12 protein-coding genes are annotated in these 17,569 nt (G+C 60.9%); all 12 read left to right on the top strand.

Going from position 1 to position 17,569, the window contains the following annotated elements; genetic code table 11:
- Positions 1-8: 8 nt before the first annotated feature.
- The 12 genes from F8S13_07020 (at position 9) to F8S13_06965 (ending at position 17,489) form a co-directional block, all read left to right on the top strand.
- Positions 9-1,565 carry a phage tail sheath family protein gene (locus F8S13_07020; protein ID KAB8144614.1) on the top strand — a complete coding sequence of 519 codons (1,557 nt, stop codon included), beginning with the start codon at positions 9-11 and terminating at the stop codon, positions 1,563-1,565.
- Between the two features lie 95 nt (positions 1,566-1,660).
- Positions 1,661-2,101, top strand: a complete 441-nt coding sequence (locus F8S13_07015; protein KAB8144613.1) for a phage tail protein — start codon at positions 1,661-1,663, stop codon at positions 2,099-2,101.
- 70 nt (positions 2,102-2,171) lie between these two features.
- On the top strand, positions 2,172-2,525 hold the full coding sequence (locus F8S13_07010; GenBank protein ID KAB8144612.1) for a phage tail assembly protein: 354 nt from the start codon (positions 2,172-2,174) through the stop codon (positions 2,523-2,525).
- Between the two features lie 161 nt (positions 2,526-2,686).
- Entirely contained in the window at positions 2,687-3,121 is a 435-nt protein-coding gene (locus F8S13_07005) for a phage tail protein (protein KAB8144611.1), read from the top strand.
- A gap of 3 nt (positions 3,122-3,124) precedes the next feature.
- Positions 3,125-6,745, top strand: coding sequence for a DUF4157 domain-containing protein (locus tag F8S13_07000; protein ID KAB8144610.1), 3,621 nt, complete (start codon positions 3,125-3,127; stop codon positions 6,743-6,745).
- Between the two features lie 18 nt (positions 6,746-6,763).
- On the top strand, positions 6,764-7,417 hold the full coding sequence (locus F8S13_06995; GenBank protein KAB8144609.1) for a LysM peptidoglycan-binding domain-containing protein: 654 nt from the start codon (positions 6,764-6,766) through the stop codon (positions 7,415-7,417).
- Positions 7,410-9,119: a VgrG-related protein gene (locus F8S13_06990; protein KAB8144608.1), complete on the top strand. Its 1,710-nt coding sequence runs from the start codon at positions 7,410-7,412 to the stop codon at positions 9,117-9,119. Before F8S13_06995 ends, F8S13_06990 begins: the two co-directional genes overlap by 8 nt.
- Positions 9,120-9,126: 7 nt before the next feature.
- Positions 9,127-9,528 (top strand): hypothetical protein, encoded by a 402-nt coding sequence (locus F8S13_06985; protein ID KAB8144607.1) that lies wholly within the window; start codon positions 9,127-9,129, stop codon positions 9,526-9,528.
- A 6-nt stretch (positions 9,529-9,534) separates the two neighbouring features.
- A complete protein-coding gene (locus F8S13_06980) occupies positions 9,535-9,930 on the top strand; it encodes a GPW/gp25 family protein (GenBank protein ID KAB8144606.1) in 396 nt (131 codons plus the stop codon).
- Positions 9,931-11,928, top strand: a complete 1,998-nt coding sequence (locus tag F8S13_06975; GenBank protein KAB8144605.1) for a putative baseplate assembly protein — start codon at positions 9,931-9,933, stop codon at positions 11,926-11,928.
- Between the two features lie 21 nt (positions 11,929-11,949).
- On the top strand, positions 11,950-12,849 hold the full coding sequence (locus tag F8S13_06970) for an FHA domain-containing protein (protein ID KAB8144604.1): 900 nt from the start codon (positions 11,950-11,952) through the stop codon (positions 12,847-12,849).
- Positions 12,850-12,905: 56 nt separating this feature from the next.
- Positions 12,906-17,489, top strand: a complete 4,584-nt coding sequence (locus F8S13_06965; protein ID KAB8144603.1) for an FHA domain-containing protein — start codon at positions 12,906-12,908, stop codon at positions 17,487-17,489.
- Positions 17,490-17,569: the final 80 nt, after the last annotated feature.

Here is a 17,569-nt window from a genome sequence, read left to right as displayed (position 1 = left end):
CCACTTCCATGCCCGAGTACTTGTCTCCCGGCGTCTACATTGAAGAGGTTAACACTGGTCCGCGTCCGATCGAGGGTGTTGGTACAGCTATGGCGGCCTTCGTAGGCTTCGCGCCCGCTGGCCCGGCCAACAAGCCCCAGCTGATCACCAACTGGACGCAGTACGTCGAGACGTTCGGCGCACTTGATGAGAGTGGTCTGCGCAACCCGCACATCCCGGGGGCATTTCTCTCGCATGCAGTCTACGGCTATTTCATGAACGGTGGCTCGCGCTGCTACGTGACCCGCGTGGTCCCGCCCGGCGCTGGCTCCGCCGCCGATGCCAAGCCAGCCCAGCTGCAGCTGCCCAGCCGCTCGTCGAAGGCCACCCCCTCGCTGACTTTCAGCGCCAAGGACTCGAGCGCCCCCGACATCCAGGTCGAGGTGCTTCCGCCTACCGGCGAGGCCCCGGGCGAGGGCACCTTCACGGTGCACGTCAAGGCTGGCGATATCGAGGAGACCTACGAGAACGTCAACCTGGGTCGCAAGGGCAAGCCGGTGACGGACACCATCAACCAGGCATCCAAGGTTGTGGCGGTCGCCGAGGCTACCGGCACCGGCTCGCTGGTGGATCGCATGCCCGAGGCTGGCAACTACCTGATCAAGGCTGCCCCGGCCCCGGCCCCCACCGCGCTGCAGACCAACCACCTGATCGGCAACGTGGTTGATCGCTCGGGCCTGGAAGGCCTGGAGATCGCCGAGGACGCCACGATGATCTGCTGCCCCGACCTGATGTCGGCGTACATCTCGGGCGCGATCGATCGCGACGGCGTGAAGGCGGTGCAGCTGGCCATGATCGCTCACTGCGAGCGCATGGGCGACCGCATGGCCATCATCGACCCGCTGCCCAACCTGACCCCGCAGGAGGTCAAGAAGTGGCGCGAGTCGGAGACCAACTACGACTCGAAGTTCGCCGCGCTGTACTACCCCTGGCTGATGGTGAACGGCCCCGACGGCAAGCCGCTTGCGGTTCCGCCCAGCGGCCACATGGCCGGCGTGTGGGCGCGCAACGACGTCGAGCGCGGCGTGCACAAGGCCCCCGCCAACGAGGTCATCCGCATGGCGCTCAACCCCGCCATCGAGATCACCAAGGGCGAGCAGGATGTGCTCAACCCGATCGGCGTGAACTGCATCCGCAGCTTCACGGGCCGCGGCGTGCGCGTCTGGGGTGCCCGCACCCTGTCGAGCGACCCGGCCTGGCGCTACGTCAGCGTCCGCCGCCTGTTCAACTACGTCGAGAAGTCGATCGAGAACGGCACCCAGTGGGTGGTGTTCGAGCCGAACGACCCCGGCCTGTGGGCTCGCGTCCGCCGCGATGTCAGCGCGTTCCTCACCACCGTGTGGCGCGATGGCATGCTCTTCGGCCTCTCGCCGCAGGAGGCGTTCTACGTGCGCTGCGACGCCGAGCTGAACCCGTCGGAGACCCGCGACCAGGGCAAGCTGATCATCGAGGTCGGTCTGGCCCCGACGAAGCCCGCCGAGTTCGTGATCTTCCGCTTCAGCCAGTTCTCTGGCGGCGGCTCCTAAATAAAGTGGTTGTCTCAGGGGCAGGTGAGGTGCTATCATATACCTCGCCTGCACCTGGATCGTGGTATTCGTTTTACTAGGCAAGGAGTACAGTCATGCCCGAAATCGATGCATTCCTTTCACCCTGGTTCGCCCTTGAGTTCCAGGGCAAGATCACCGGCGCTTTCCGCGAGTGCTCGGGCCTCGGCAGCGAGAACGAGGTTGTTGACGACAAGGCTGTGGGCCCGGATGGCAAGTATCGCCTGAAGAAGCTGGCCGGCAACCTGAAGATCAACAACGTCCAGCTCAAGCAGGGCATCACCGACGACATGGACATGTGGAAGTGGCGCAAGGTGGTCGAGGAAGGCAAGATCAACGAGGCCCGCAAGAACGGCTCGCTGGTGCTTTACTCGCACGATGGCCGCGAGATCGCCCGCTGGAATTTTGTGAACGCCTGGCCCTGCAAGCTGAACGGCCCTTCGGTGAACGCGACCTCGAACGAGATCGCGGTCGAGGAGCTGGAGCTCGCGATCGAGGCGTACGAGCGCGTGATGTAATAGGGGTGCGGCGTAGGGCAGCGGATCGCTCGTAGGAGCGCCGCTGCCCTATGCCGCATATACCGCCACTATGCTGCAAACAGAATTTGACTTCACGCTGCCCTGCGGATTCGTCGATGAGCGGGGCACCCTGCATCGCCAGGGCGTGATGCGTCGGGCGACCGCGCTCGACGAGATCGAGCCACTCGGCGACCCGCGGGTGCGGACCAACGAGGCGTATCTGCCAGTGCTGCTGCTGGGCCGCGTCCTCACCAAGCTGGGTACGATCAATCGCCCAGGGGTGGCCGTGGTTGAGCAGCTCTTTGCGAGCGATTTTATCTATCTTCAGCAACTCTATAGTCGAGTGAATAGCAGCGGCGGTAATGTGGTCGAGACGGCATGCCCTTCCTGCGGCACTCACTTTATGCTCGATCTGGATTCATAAGCTATGACGAAGCAGCCACCCAGCTCAAACAGCGCGCAGCCGAAGGCCGATCAGATCGATGTTAAAAAGCTCGCCGAGAAGGTCTACCGGCTGTTTCAAGAAGATGTCCGGCTCTCCAATGCGCGCACCGGACAGGTGAAACAAGGTGGAAGGAAACGATCATGACAAGTGTTTCGGCGAAAAGCTATACCAACAATCGATTTTATGTGCTGATCGATGGTGTCGCACACGCGGTCTTCACCGAGGTGAGCGGCCTGCAGGTTGAGACCGAGGTGATGGAGTACGCTGAGGGTGGCAACAATGGCTTTGTCCACCGCCTGCCTGGCCGAACCCGCGTGGGGAATATCACGCTGAAGCGCGGCGTGATCGGCAAGAGCGATATGTTCAAGTGGTATATGGACATCGTTGGGGGCAAGAAGATCAAGCGCCGCAATCTCTCGCTGGTGATGTATGACATGGAAGGCAACGAGATCGCCCGCTGGAACTTTCTCAACGCCTTTCCGGTGCGCTGGATCGGCCCTCAGTTTGATGCGAAAGCGAACTCGGTAGCTATCGAGACTCTTGAGCTGGCCCACGCAGGGTTGCAGATTGGATAAATCATGAGAGATCAACTGCTGCTCAGTCGCATACGCCACCAGCGCGAGCTGGCGCGGTCGCTGATCGCGCGCCACCCGCTGCTCGGCTCTCAATCATCTCTACCTCAAGCCTCCGAAGGCCAGGTGCGCTTTGTTGCGCCCCAGCTGATGCCCCAGATGCAAGCATCTGATGCTCCTGTGGCGGCGATGGCAGCCCCGCTGGCGACTATGCCGTGGGAAGATGCTGAGCAGCCGCTTGAGCCTATGCGGGAGCTGCCAGTTGATTTCTCGGGCGATGCGTTTGCCCCCTCGCCCGATGTGCTGCCCGCCATCGAGTCGCTCTTCGGCGAGCCGTTGCTACAGCCCGATCTGCCACAGCAGGCCATGCCACCTCTGCCTCAGTCCGATCTCGCCGACTACCGTGCCTCGGTGCAGCCGCCGAGCGCCGTGCCGCAGCAGGTGGGCCAGGATGTTGCGCCGAGCCAGCAGGCGGCTCGGCCGCCGAGCGTGGTGCAGCCGCCGAGCGCCGTGCCGCAGCAGGTGAGCCAGGATGTGGCTCCAAGCCAGCAGCTCGCGCCGAGCCAGAATGTGCCAGTAGCCCAGCCAACCACCGCGCCACAGCAGGCGGGCCATGATGTGGCTCCAAGCCAGCAGCTCGCGCCGCAGCCAACTACCACGCCACAGCAGGCGGGCCAGGATGTGGCTCCAAGCCAGCAGGTCGCGTCGCAGCCAACTACTGCGCCGCAGCAGCTAGGCCGTGATGTGGCACCAAGCCAGCAGGTTGCGCCGCAGCCCACTACCGCGTCCCAGCAGCTAGGCCGTGATGTGGCTCCAAGCCAGCAGGTTGCGCCGAGCCAGAATGTGCCGGTAGCCCAGCCAACTACCGCGCCACAGCAGGCGGGCCAGGATGTCGCACCAAGCCAGCAGGTCGCGCCGCAGCAGGCAGGCCGTGATGTTGCGCCGAGCCAGCAGGTTGCGCCACAGCAGTCGAGCGCCGCACCCCAAGCTGATATCTCATCTGCGATCCAGGAGCCGAGCGCAGAGGCCGCTCCTGCGGCTCCGCGCCCGCGCGCACGCGTCCCCATGGGCCGCCGCATGAGCGAGGCCCACGATGTGGATGTCCAGCCCTCCTCGCCGGTGGTGCCGGAGGCCGCATCGCAGCCGAGCGCGGATACCGGGCCGAGCCAGCAGGTGGCCGCATCGCAGCCTGATGTGAATGCAGAACAGCTTGATTCGGCGACATCGCCTGATTCGACAAAGCCGCGCCAGCGCTCATCGGGGCGGCGGCAGCCAAAGGCTGATCTGCGGGCGGTGGATAAAGAGGCTCCGACTGATGAGCTTGAGCCGTCAGGCGAGCTGCAGGTCGCACCCCCTGAGATGGCACAGCCGAGCACTGCACCACAGCAGGTGGTGCAGCCGCAGGCCGATGCGCCCGCGCAGCAGCAGACCGCCCAGCCGCAGGCCAATGCGCCTGTGCCGCAGCAGACCGCCCAGCCGCAGGCCAATGCGCCTGTGCCGCAGCAGACCGCCCAGCCGCAGGCCAATGCGCCTGTGTCGCAGCAGACCGCCCAGCCGCAGGCTGCGCCTGCGCAGCAGACCGATGCGCCCGCGCCGCAGCAGGTTGCGCCGCAGCAGGCCGATGCGCCAGCAAATAGCTTCCCCGAGATCGCCCCTGATGTTCCCGAGCAGGTGCGCAAGGTGATGGAGCGCATGCGCCGGAACATGACCCAGGCTACCGACCAAAATAATCCTGCGCTGGAGAACCGCCCGGTGTCGGCAGAGGCGCAGCGGTTTATGGAGCGGATGCGCCAGCGCGCCAACAGCGCCCCTGAGCAGCCGAGCTTTTGGGAGAACCGCCCGGTGTCGGCAGAGGCGCAGCGGTTTATGGAGCGGATGCGCCAGCGCGCCAACAGCGCCCCTGAGCCTGCTCCCAGCACAGCCGAAGAGCGCCCGGTGTCGGCAGAGGCGCAGCGATTTATGGAGCAAGCTCGCCAGCGAGCCAGCGAGCCAGCGAGCCAGCCCACAGCGGCACCGGATGCAGCGCCGGTGTCGCCTGAGGTGCAGCGTGTGATGGAGCGCATGCGGCGCGATCTGCGCCCAGGGCCTGCGCCCACGCCCCTACAGGTCGATCCTACAACGCTGGACCCCGACTCGGCCCAGGCGTGGGCGTTGCGGATGCAGCGCCACCAGCGCCTGACAAGCGCCCCAGATGAGCCAGCGCCTGCAGAGCTAGCAGCACAGCAGCCGGTGCCAGTGAGCCAGCCACCTACACCGGAGGCTGCGCCGCAGGCCGCCGCGCCCAGCGCAGCGCCTGAGCCTGGATCTCCCGCCGCATGGGCGCGCCGCTTCCAGCGGCACGAGCGCCTCAATGCTGGCCTGCCCGATGAGCCAGCCGCTGCCGTAACGCCTGCGCCGCAGGAGCCATCAGCTGCTGGCCTTCCCATCGACCAGCAGGCTGGGCTTGCCCAGAGCGCTGAGCCGCCTGTTCAAGCCGCCCAGCGGCAGCAGACCGCGCCGGGTCAGAATGCGCCCACGGCCCAGCCGCAGCAGGCTACCCCGGGTCAGAATGCACCCACGGCCCAGCCGCAGCAGGCTGCGCCGGGTCAGAATGCACCCACGGCCCAGCCGCAGCAGGCCACGCCAGGCCGGAATGCGCCCACAGCCCAGCCGCAGACCGCGCCCACGGCCCAGCCGCAGCAGGCCGCGCCAGCCCCAAGCCAGCAGGCCTCCGATGCAGGACCGATCGCAAATGCGCTGGCTGGAGTGGCTCCCACACCGCTTCGCGAGACCACGCGCCGCTTCCTGCAGCCTATTCTTGGCTTCGATCCTGGCGATGTGCCAGTTTATCGTGGCCCGCAGGCCGCGCAGTTGGCCGCCAGCTACCAGGCCGAGGCCCTCACCGACCAGCAGTCGGTGGTGATCGGGGGGAATGAGAGCGAGACAGCGCCGCGCGCTATGGGCCTGCTGGCCCACGAGCTGACCCACGTGGCCCGTGGCCAGAACCCCCGCTTTGTGCCGCCCACGCCCCGCGTGACTCGTCAGAATGCAGTTGCGGCCAACGAGGAGACTATCGCGCGCTCGGTTGAGGCCGATGTCGCTGCCGCTGCTCAGATCTACAACCAGCAGCCATCGGTCGCCTCGACCCAGCCGACCAGCACCCAGCGCCTTGGACAGACCGTCGCCTCAACCCCAAACGATCCGGCCATCCCGGCGATGAACATCCGTGGCCAGCAGCCAGGTGCCGCAACGCCTTCGAGCCGAACGCCTACCGATTGGGGCAACCTGCCCGCACCGTGGGAGCCGCTGCCCACATGGCTCGACCAGTCTTTTGCGCAGCCCGCCGACCAGGCCGCGCCGCAGCCGCAGGCACCGAGCCAGCCCGATCGCTCGACTCGCACCGTGATGCCCTCGGCACCGCCCGCGCCAGCGATTGCCGCCCCTGCTGCCAATGGCGCAGGCCAGATCCAGCTGGCCTCGGAAGAAGGGCACATCGAGGCTGCCAAACCCGCAACGGAGTCCTCGCAGTCTGGCGGCGACTCAAGCGTGGCCCAGCCCGATGTCGATCTGGATACGCTCGCCCGACAGGTCTACAGCGCACTCAAGCAGCGTCTGGCCGCCGAACGTCGTCGCGGCGGCGGCTGGTAAGCGCAAAGGAGAATTGCCATGCCCGGTCTCAGTCTTACCAAGGCGCTCATCATCAATATGGAAACGGGCGCATTCATCCCATGCATGTTCAACCCGACCGAATATAGCTTCAGCAAGAAGAATTCGTGGAAGGTCGACAACTCGACGGGCAAGGATGCGCCGCCGATCAGCTTCACCAGCGGCGACCCCTCGACCCTGACCATGCAGCTCTTCTTCGATACCTATGCGGAGAAACGCAATGTGCGCATGTATACCGAGCCGGTCTGCATGCTGATGGAAGTGCTGCCCTCGCTTGTGGATACCAAGACCAAGCGTGGACGCCCGCCCATGGTGCGCTTCCAGTGGGGCAAAAGCTGGACCTTCGATGCGATCATCACCAGCATCACCCAGAAGTTCACGCTCTTCCTCGACGATGGCACGCCGGTGCGCGCCACGCTCGATGTGAGCTTCCAGCAGGTGAAGGATCGAAAGCAGCTGGAGAATCAGAACCCCACCTCGGGCGGCGAGGGTGGCGAGCGCGTTTGGACCGTGAGCGCTGGCGATACGCTGGCGTGGATCGCCTTCAAGATGTACGGCACATCCACCAACTGGCGTCCGATTGCGCGGGCAAACAATCTGACCAATGTTCGGCGCTTGACGCCGGGAACGGTGCTGGTGATCCCCAATGACTAATAGCACCAAACATATCAACCAGTTCTATGTGAAGGTTGGCGGCAGCGATATTCAGCCGAACATCGCCAGCGCCATTGAAGAGGTCCGCATCGAGGGCACGCTCCACATGCCCAGCATGGCCACGATCATCTTCAGCGACCCACATCTGGCTATCACCGACAGCTCCACCTTTGAGCCAGGGGCCGACATCCAGGTGCTGATGGAGAAGACGGTGGTCTTCGATGGCGAGATCGTGGAGATGGAGCCGGAGTTTGTCGATCGCACCCAGCGCCTGATCGTGCGCGCCTTCGATCGGCTGCACCGCCTTGCCCACGGCACGCACACTCGGTCGTTCCAGAATGTGAAGGATAGCGATCTGGTATCGAAGATCGCATCCGAGGTTGGTCTCTCGCCCGATGCCACCGCTACATCCGAGGTGCACCCGCATGTGCTGCAGACCAACCAGTCAAACCTAGAGTTCCTACAGCAGCGCATCGCGCGGCTGGGCATGTGGCTCTACGCCGATGCCAAGAAGCTCTGCTGCAAGGCCCCCGCCAGTACCCAGGAGGCCGAGGTTAAGTGGAACGATACCCTGATGACCTTCCAGCCGCGTCTGGCGGGCAAGGGCCATATCGGTAAGGTCACGGTGCGCAGCTGGGACATCAAGAAGAAGCAGGAGATCATCGGCCAGGCCGAGAAGCCCACTTCCGATGTGACCCCCAAGATCGGCGCAGCTTACAAGAAATTCTACTCGTACAGCGCCGAGACCCAGATCAGCGACTGCCGGATCGAGACGCAGGATGCCGCCAAGAAGATGGCCCAGGCCGCGCTCGACCGCCACACTAGCCAATATGTCGAGGCTGAAGGCTCGTGCGCGGGCAATCCGGCCATCAAGGCGGGCACCAAGCTCAAGATTACCAATGTTGGCACGCGCTTCAGCGGCACCTATATTGTCACAGGCGTGGTGCATCGCTACGATGGCAAAGAGGGCTATGTCACCGAGTTCCAGGTCTCGGGCATGAATGCTGCTGCGCTGCTGGCCAAGCTGCTCCCCGAGCGCGAGACGATCTCGCCGATGCAGGGCCTGATGATCGGCATTGTTACCGACAACATCGACCCTGACAAGATGGGCCGTGTGAAGGTGAAGCTGCCCTGGCTCACCAACGACCACACTACTTACTGGGCGCGCCTGGTCAGCACGGGTGGTGGCAACAACCGCGGCACCCACATCCTGCCCGAGATCAACGATGAGGTCCTGGTGGGCTTCGAGCAGGGCGATCTGGATCGCCCGTTTGTGATCGGCGGCCTGTGGAATGGCAAGGATGCCCCGCCCAACACCACCGACAAGGCAGTGAGCGGCGGCAAGGTCATCCAGCGCACCTTCTACTCGCGCATCGGCCACAAGTTCATCATTGATGATAGCGATGGTGCGGCTGGTATCTCGATTATCGATAAAGATAATAACTCGATTATCATCACTACCAAGCCTGGCACTCTTGAGATCACGATGAAGGGCGACGTAACGATCAAGACCGACAAGAGCCTGATCGTCGAGGCCAAGAAAGATATCACTATGAAGGCCCAGGGCAACATGTCGCTGGAGGCCCAGGGCAACGTGTCGATCAAGGCCAACGGCAAGGCCGAGCTTTCCAGCAGCACCGGCACCGATGTCAAGTCCTCGGCGGTCACCAACATCAAGGGCTCGATGATCAATCTGAACTGAGGCAACCATGGGCAAACCAGCAGCAAAGCAGAACGATCTAGCGGTGGGCATCGATACCCATATCGTCATGGTTCCGGCGGGCACGAGCCTCGTGCCCACGCCGCTCCCGCACCCCTTTTCTGGGCCGCTGGATACGAACCTCAGCCCCACCGTCAAGATCGACGGCCTGCCCGCAGCGGTTCTGGGCAGCATCGCCCACAATATGCCGCCGCATATCCCTACGCCTCCTGGCGTGTCGTTCCAGCGCCCACCCTCCAACCAGGGCTCGGTGAGCATGGCCAGCACCACGGTGAAGATCAACGGCAAGCCGGCGGCGCGGATCGGCGACCCAGTGACGACATGCAACGACCCTGCCGATGCCCCCACCTGCCATATCGTTGGGGCATCTACCGTGATGATTGGGGGATAGCGGCTGATGAGCGATTTCCTTGGATCGGGCTGGGCCTTCCCCGTGGGGACCGATGCGCGGGGGAGCATGGCCCTGGCCTACCACGAGCGCGATATTGAGCAGGCCATCCGCATCATCCTGCTGACCCCCAAGGGCCAGCGGGTGATGCGGCCAAAATTTGGCTGCCAGATCCACGATCTGATTTTTGCGCCAAACGATACCACCACCGCAGGTCTGGCCGAGTACTATGTGCACGAGGCGCTGGAAATGTGGGAGCCGCGTATCTCGGTCGTCGAGGTGCGCGTCGAGCCAGACCCCGCGCAGCCAGAGCGCCTGCTGATCGAGATCGACTACGAGATCAAAACCACACACGACCGACGCTCGCTCGTGTTTCCCTTCTACCGCATTCCTGGGGAAGATTAAATGCCTCTGCCGACTGCCGACCTTGACGACAAAAAATTTCAGGATATTGTGGATCAGGCTAAGCGCATGATCCCGCAGTTCTGCCCTGAGTGGACCGATCATAACGTGAGCGATCCGGGTGTTACCCTGATCGAGCTTTTTGCGTGGATGACCGAGATGCTGCTGTACCGGGTCAATCAGGTTCCCGAGAAGATGTACATCACCTTCCTGAACCTGCTGGGCCTCCAGCTTGAGCCGCCGCGCGCCGCAAGCGTGCCAGTCACCTTCTACCTGGCCGCACCACAGCCGATCGATGTGGTGATCCCCGCCGACACCGAGTCGGCCACCGTGCGCACCGAGACCACCGACGCGATCATCTTCACCACCGAGGCCGACCTGGTGCTGCGCCCGCCGGTGATCAAGGGCCTGTACACCCGCGCTGCTGGACGCGGCGGCACCTGGAACATGCACGATATGCGCGCGATGGGCTTTGGCGGCCAGGGCGCGGTGATGTTTCCCTCGGCACTGAACCCAGGCGATGCCTTCTACATCGCGTTCGAGAAAGATCACGGCAACCATGTGCTGGCCCTCGTGATCGAGTGCGACACTGCCGGTGGTGCAGGTGTTGACCCCAAGAACCCGCCGATCGAGTGGCAGGTCTGGCAGGGTGCGCTCGATGGCCGCTGGGTGCCGTGCGAGGTTGAGTTTGATGGTACCGGCGGCTTTAACCAGAACGGCGAGATCATCCTGCATCTTCCGCCGATGGTGGAGGACGCCATCCAGGGTGTCACCGCCTTCTGGCTGCGCTGCCGCCTCACCGAGGCACAGCGCGAGGGTAACCGCTACCGCGTGTCGCCCGAGATCCTCTCGCTGCAGATCGAGACGCGCGGCGGCACCTCGGTGTCGCGCCACGCCACCACGATCACCGACGAGCACCTGGGCCGCAGCGATGGCACCCCAGGGCAGATCTTCCAGCTGAGCCACACGCCGATCCTCTCGCGCGATACCGCCCGCGACCACCTGCTGATCGTGCCGCCCGGCGGCGAGCCGCAGCAGTGGCAGGAGGTGCTCGATTTTGCCGACTCGCAGAACGAGGATCGCCACTATACGCTTGATAACAACGATGGCACGCTGACGCTTGGCCCGGCGCTGCTGCAGCCCGATGGCTCGGTGTTCCGCTTCGGTGTGGTGCCGGTGAAAGATAGCGAGCTGATCTTCAGCCGCTACCAGTATGGCGGCGGCATAGCGGGCAATGTGCCGCGCGGCGCTATCTCGATCCTGAAAACATCCATCCCCTACGTGGCGCGAATTATCAATCGCATGCCTGCCACCGGCGGGCGCGATGCGCAGACGCTAGAAGATGCCAAGCTGCGCGTGCCGCAGTACCTGCGCACACGCCAGCGCGCTGTCACCGCCGATGATTTCGAGTACCTAGCCGAGCAGGTCAAGTTTGTGGCGCGCGCCCGCTGCCTCGCGCCAGGGGCGCAGCCCGGCCAGCCTGGCGATATCGCCCCCGGCCACGTGAGCGTGCTGGTGCTGCCCGAGAGTCGCAACGAGGACATCCAGGTGGTGCCCGAAGAGCTGCTGCTCTCCGCCGAGCTGCGCAGCGCGGTGATGGCCCAGCTCAGCGAGCGCTGTGTGATAGGCACCCAGCTCGATGTGCGCGCACCCGAGTATATCTGGGTTTCAGTCCAAGCCAAGCTCCAGGCCCGCGTGCGGAACGATGCCACCATCCTCAACGAGATCCAGCGCAGCGCCGAGACAGCGCTCTATCGCTACCTCAACCCCTATATCGGCGGGCCACATGGCAAAGGCTGGCCTTTTGGCCGCCACCTGCACATCTCCGAGATCTATGGCCTGCTGCAGGGCGTGCCCCAGATCGAGTTTGTCGAAGACGTGCAGATCCTGGTGCGCGAGCCTGGCCGATCTGGTGGTGGCCAGCCGGTGATCGGTCGGCTGGATGTGCCGCCGCAGGCGCTCATATGCTCATATCAGCACGCGGTTGAGGTTCATGCCTAGTGCTGGACAGATAGCAGAATCATGACGACAGAAAACCTACATCTTATCGTTCGGCTTGAGGGCCAGGTCGTCCATACCTTGCCGCTTGTCCAGTCGGTTATTCTCATTGGCCGCACCCCCGACAACGGGCTGTCGCTGCCGCACCCCCAGGTGTCGCGCCAGCACGCCGAGCTGCGCATCGACGAGCTGGGCCTCACCCTCACCGATCTCGGCAGCAGCTCGGGCACTTTTATCGGCGGGATGCAGGTGCTGCCCCACCAGCCCCAGCCGCTGCTGCCCAGCGCGGTGGTGCGTATTGGCCCCTTCGAGATCTCCTTCGATGGCCCAGGTGTATCCGCCGAGGAGAGCCAGCCCGTGATCGGGGGCGAGAGCGCCGCCCGTGGTACGGTGGCCCCGCCCGCGCCGCTGAAACCGCCGCGGCGCACCTTCCCGCCGCCGCAGCCGTTTGGCCCCTACAGCCGCTACCTGCGCGACCTGCCGGTGATCTACCACGACAGCGACTTTCTGGGCCGCTACCTGCAGATCTTTGAGGCGATCTGGGAGCCGCTAGAGCAGCGCCAGGATCATATCGAGATGTACTTTGATCCCGATACGGCCCCCGCGCGCTTCCTGCCCCTGCTGGCCCAGTGGCTGACTATACCGATGGATATCCATAGCCCCGAGTCGCGGCAGCGAGATCTGCTTAACGAGGCCATGGATATGTATAAGTGGCGCGGTACCCGCTATGGCCTGGCGCGGATCATCCAGCTGGTGATCGGTGTAGTGCCGGAGATCAGCGATGAGCCAAACGCGCCGTTTACGATACGGGTTCGTGTTCAGAACGCGCCCGATCAGCCGATCGATAAAACCCTACTTGAGCAGACGATCCTACTACACAAACCGGCTCATATCGGCTATATTATTGATGTTATTTCTGAGTAGTTCTGCTATATTGTTGTCACGGAAATTATTGCGCATTTGCGCTGGAGTGATCAGCCATGACATATCATTCTGCAGTTGATACTAACGCGGCACGTGATGAGTATGACGATACTTCAGCGCCTCGGCTCGATATCTTTGGCTCCCGTGGCGAGACGGTGCAGAGCGCATCGCTCACTGATGATATCCTGACCATCGGCCAGGCCCCCAGCAATCAGGTGGTGCTGAGCGGCGATGGCGTGGGCCGCTTCCACGTGCGCATCACCCGCCAAGGCGATCAGGTGATCGTCACCGATCTGGGCAGCCGCGGCGGCACCCAGATCAACGATAGCCCGCTTACGCCCAATACGCCGCGCGCGTGGCCCATGGGCAGCACCATGCGGATTGGCCAGTACCGCATTCGCCTGACTGACCCACGCACTCAGCAGGGCCAGAACCAGCCGCTTGCAGCTGCCGTACCTGTGGCCGCTGCCGCCGCGCTCAGCAGCAAGCCCAATGGCATCGATATTGCGATCGATGGCGGTCGATCGACCCTTGAGCTGAACCCTGGGCAGACCGAGCTCGCCGTTCTGATCCTGTCGAATCGACAGGCCTTCGAAGAGGTGCGCACGCTTGCGGTGGAGGGCATCCCTGCGAGTTGGCTGAACCTGCCCAACCGCGAGCTGAGCGTGCCCGCCAACGGCCAGATCAGCGTGCCTATCAAAATCATCGTGCCAAAAGAGGCCAGCGCGCGTGCCGGGCTCTACAATGTCATTCTCAAGGCCATCTCGCCACAAGACCCCGAGCTGTTTAGCTCGGTCGAGGCCTCGTGGACAGTGCAGCCCTTCCCCGGCGTGGCGCTTGAGCTGAAGCCGCGCAAGCAGTCGGTGCGCGGCATCCGGCCTGCTAGCTACATCGCCATTGTGCAGAATGCAGGCAACGAGGCCGAGACCTTCTCGCTGCGCGCTGGCAACGACCAGCCGGGGCTGGACTATCAGTTTGATCGCACGCGCTTCACTATCGAGCCTGGCGCTTCCGAGCGGGTGACCCTGATGGTGCAGCCGCAGGAGAATCCCACCAACAAGGTTCAGAACTACTCGTTCTCAGTCTACGCTCAGGCTGGCGATGGCCCAGAGACACTTGAGAGCGCCCAGTTGATCCAGAGCGCGCCGCGCCCTGCCTGGATTCTGCCAGTTGCGATTGCCATCCCGCTGCTACTGGTGGCTGGCATGTTCTTCTTGCTCAACAACGCCAAGGCCACACAGGCCTCTGCTAACGAATATGATTTGTCTAATGCCACTCCTGTGTCTGCAACACCAGGGCTGATCCCATCCCCTACATTCGATGATGCTCTTGCGATCTCGCTGCCAGAGCCGACGAAGGATGAGAGCCGCTCGAAAGACGAAGAGGAGCAGCAGTCGATCAAAGATGCTGCGGCTGATGCGGTGAGCAGTTCGGTGGAGCAGATGCAGACCCAGGTGGCCCAGGTGGTTTTGTTTGCGAACGGCGGCGCTCCATTGACAAGCAATGGTGTGGCATCCGCTGGCAATACAAATGGCTCAGGTGGCGCAAACGGCGGCAACGGCAGCAACGGCAGCAATGGCAGCAATGATGATAGCAGCGGCAACGGTAGCAGCGGCAACGGTAGCAAGGACGAGGATGAAGATCCAACCGCTACCACCGCGCCGACAAATACCCCTACCTATACCCCGAGCGCCACACCAACGCCGACGCTCACGCCAACACCTACCATCACGCCCACGCCTACCCAGACGCAGGTGGTGCTGCCTCCTGGCACGAGCACCCCTACCCCGACGTTCACGGTTACACCCACGCCGAGTATCACGCCCACGCCGAGCAACACGCCGACAAACACGCCGACCGCGTCTCCTACCTTCACACCTACGCCGCTTCCTGCCAAGAAACTGGCCTTCTTGGATGTGCCCGGTAGCGCGATCGCTGGAAAGACGATGTCGCAGATTGCGGTGCAGGTGCAGGATGAAAAAGGCAATGTGGTGAAGACCAAGACGGGCGATCTCATCAAGATTGAGATAAATGCGGGGAATTGCACAGATGCTACGCTTTTCTCGACAGCTACTCTAACTGGTACGATAAGCGTGCCCGTTAATGCCGAAGGAAGTGCTATCTTTACAGATCTCCGTATTGATTGCGCAGGTACGGGCTTTATCTTGCGTGCTAGCTCTCAAGAGGGCAATTTGGTCCAGGCGTTGAGCAACCCTGCATTCCAGGTTGTCAAGGGTCAGGCGGCTGCCCTGCGGTACCTGACTGAGCCGGAAGATACGGTTGCGGATGAGAAGATCAAAGATGAGAATAACGGCGACATCATTGTAGCTGTTGTTGATGCTGGCGGTAATATTGTCGATGGATGTAACAATAAACAGCTAAAGATGACTAAGAGTGGTGGCCATGCTTCCGCTACTGTATCTGGCGACACTGCCACAGTGCAAAATGGCAAGGCTACATTCAATAATCTGTCGATGGCGTATGTTGGCTTGGACTATCGATTGATTGGCGATGTGCAAAATGATAATGCTGGCTCTTGCAATAATATAGCTACTCAGCAAAGCTCAGCTTTTAACATAACGGCTAATCAGCTTGAATTTTACTCTGAGGTTACGAGTAAAGCTGCTGGCGCTTCGCTTGGGTCTATTAAAGTACGGGCTGTTGATGATTTCTCAACAACCGATACAACCTTTGATGGGACTATTAAGCTGAGCCTTTCGGGCGGAAACCCCGCTGCTACTATAACAGTTCCCAATGGCGAGAGCCTTGAGAAGAAGGCTGTCCAGGGTGTTGCGACATTCTCAAGCTCGCTTAGCATCGCGAAGATCGGTCAAGATTATCAGATCCACGCAAAGGATAAAGATAATAAGTTTGACATGCTGGATGGTGCGAAGTTCAATATTACAGCAAATCAGCTGCGAATTATTGGTGGCACGAAGACTATCAATAATATTAAGGCAGGAACTTCTTTCGCACCAACCGAGACCGTGCGTGTTCAAGCAACCGATGATGAAGGTACCGAAGATACCACCTATAAGCAGCAGATAAAGCTCAACCTAGCTTTCCCCTCGGGTACCATAGTCTCTGTCTCCGATCAGAATGGCTTTGAGCTAACGAAAACACCAACTGGCAACGGTGCTGTAGGTGATGGCACGGTGGTGTTTGACCTGTCGGATATTCAGAAGAAGATCAAGTGGACAGACGCTGACTATAGGTTTATTGCAAGCAGTGGTTCGCTAACTAATGCTGCAACTGATCCTTTTAATGTCACAGCGAATAAGCTCTTTTTCAAGCAGCAGCCGTCGTCTAACTCATTTAAGTCAAATGAGGCCGTTGGCACGGTCATCATTGCAGCGACTGATGAGTTCAATACCGTTGATGCGACATTCGACAACTCGCAGCTTGACCTTGATGTCGATAGCCCGGGTTCGATAGTAGATGGCTTTGGTCCTGGCAAGAGCGGGGCGGATAAAACCACGCCTCCAGATGGCTTGGCTATACCTGGCCAGCGAAAATTTACTATTACCTCGTTCCCCACCGCCGACGATGGCTATAAGTTCATTGCGAAGGATCTCAGCACGGCTGGGCTTGCTGACGTGGCCAGCAACGATTTTAAGATCACGGCAAGCAAGCTGGTGTTCCTCGAAGACGAGGTGAAGAATACTCCGGCGGGAGCGTATATCACGGATAAGAATGGTTTCAACCTGAAGGTGGCTGCTACTGGAGAGGATGGTAACCCTGATCCTAATTTTTCTACGGCAATTAAGATCACAACAAATAAAGGTACACTCCAGGATAATGGCGCAGATAAGACCTCTGTAAGCCGAACTCCCCTGAGTGGTGTGTCTACATTTGATAAGCTCGGTATCAAGAATGTTGGCCAGAATGTGAAACTGACTGCTAATGTTGATGGTTTGGCATCTGCATCTACGCAGGAGTTTAATATAACAGCCAACCGCTATGCCTTTGTTGTTCAGCCAACTACTAGAAAGGCAATGGAACCGTTTTCGCAGATAAAGGTCATTGCTACAGATTCGTCAAACAGCAATGAGGAAGATAAGACCCTCAATACTACTTTGACCTTATCTATTAATAACGGCGGGATACTTTCCGTAACAGATTTTCCGGTGATCAATGGTGTTGCACTGATTAACGGCCTATACGTGGAAAATCTTCGTTCGGAGTATAAGCTTACTGCTGAGGCTGTGCCTTCTTTAGGGATTGTTAAAGGCGAAAGCGCCACATTCTCTATTACGGCAAATAAGCTGAGGTTTCTTGATAAAACTATTGAGATCTACCCAGCTAACAATAATTACAATTTTGAGTATAGATTTACTTTGCAGGTGCAGGCTACTGATGATGCTGGCCATGTGGATAACTTTACAAGCTATAACATAGAGTTGCTAGCTCAGCCTAATACGCATTTCCATCGAAACTCCACTATTACGAAAACGCGTACTCCAGAACCCTGGAATGGCAATAGCTATCTTGAGTTTGGAGGTCTGTTTGTGAACGGAGATTCGGGAGATGGTAGTACCGATCCTGTTCAGGGTGTTGAATATAAGGTCTGTGCTCAGACTACCGATCATTCAATAGAAGTTCCTGCCGCTGATTGTGCGACGATAACCTATCCTAATTAACAAGGTGTCTCAGCGAAAACAGGGGCTGTGCGTGCTCTCTGACGGCCCTAAGTCTTTCCGTATCCCTATAGCCATGATTG

The sequence above is a fragment of the Chloroflexia bacterium SDU3-3 genome, from assembly GCA_009268125.1.
Taxonomy (GTDB): Bacteria; Chloroflexota; Chloroflexia; order Chloroflexales; family Roseiflexaceae; genus SDU3-3.
This window is presented reverse-complemented; position numbering and strand designations above follow the sequence as displayed.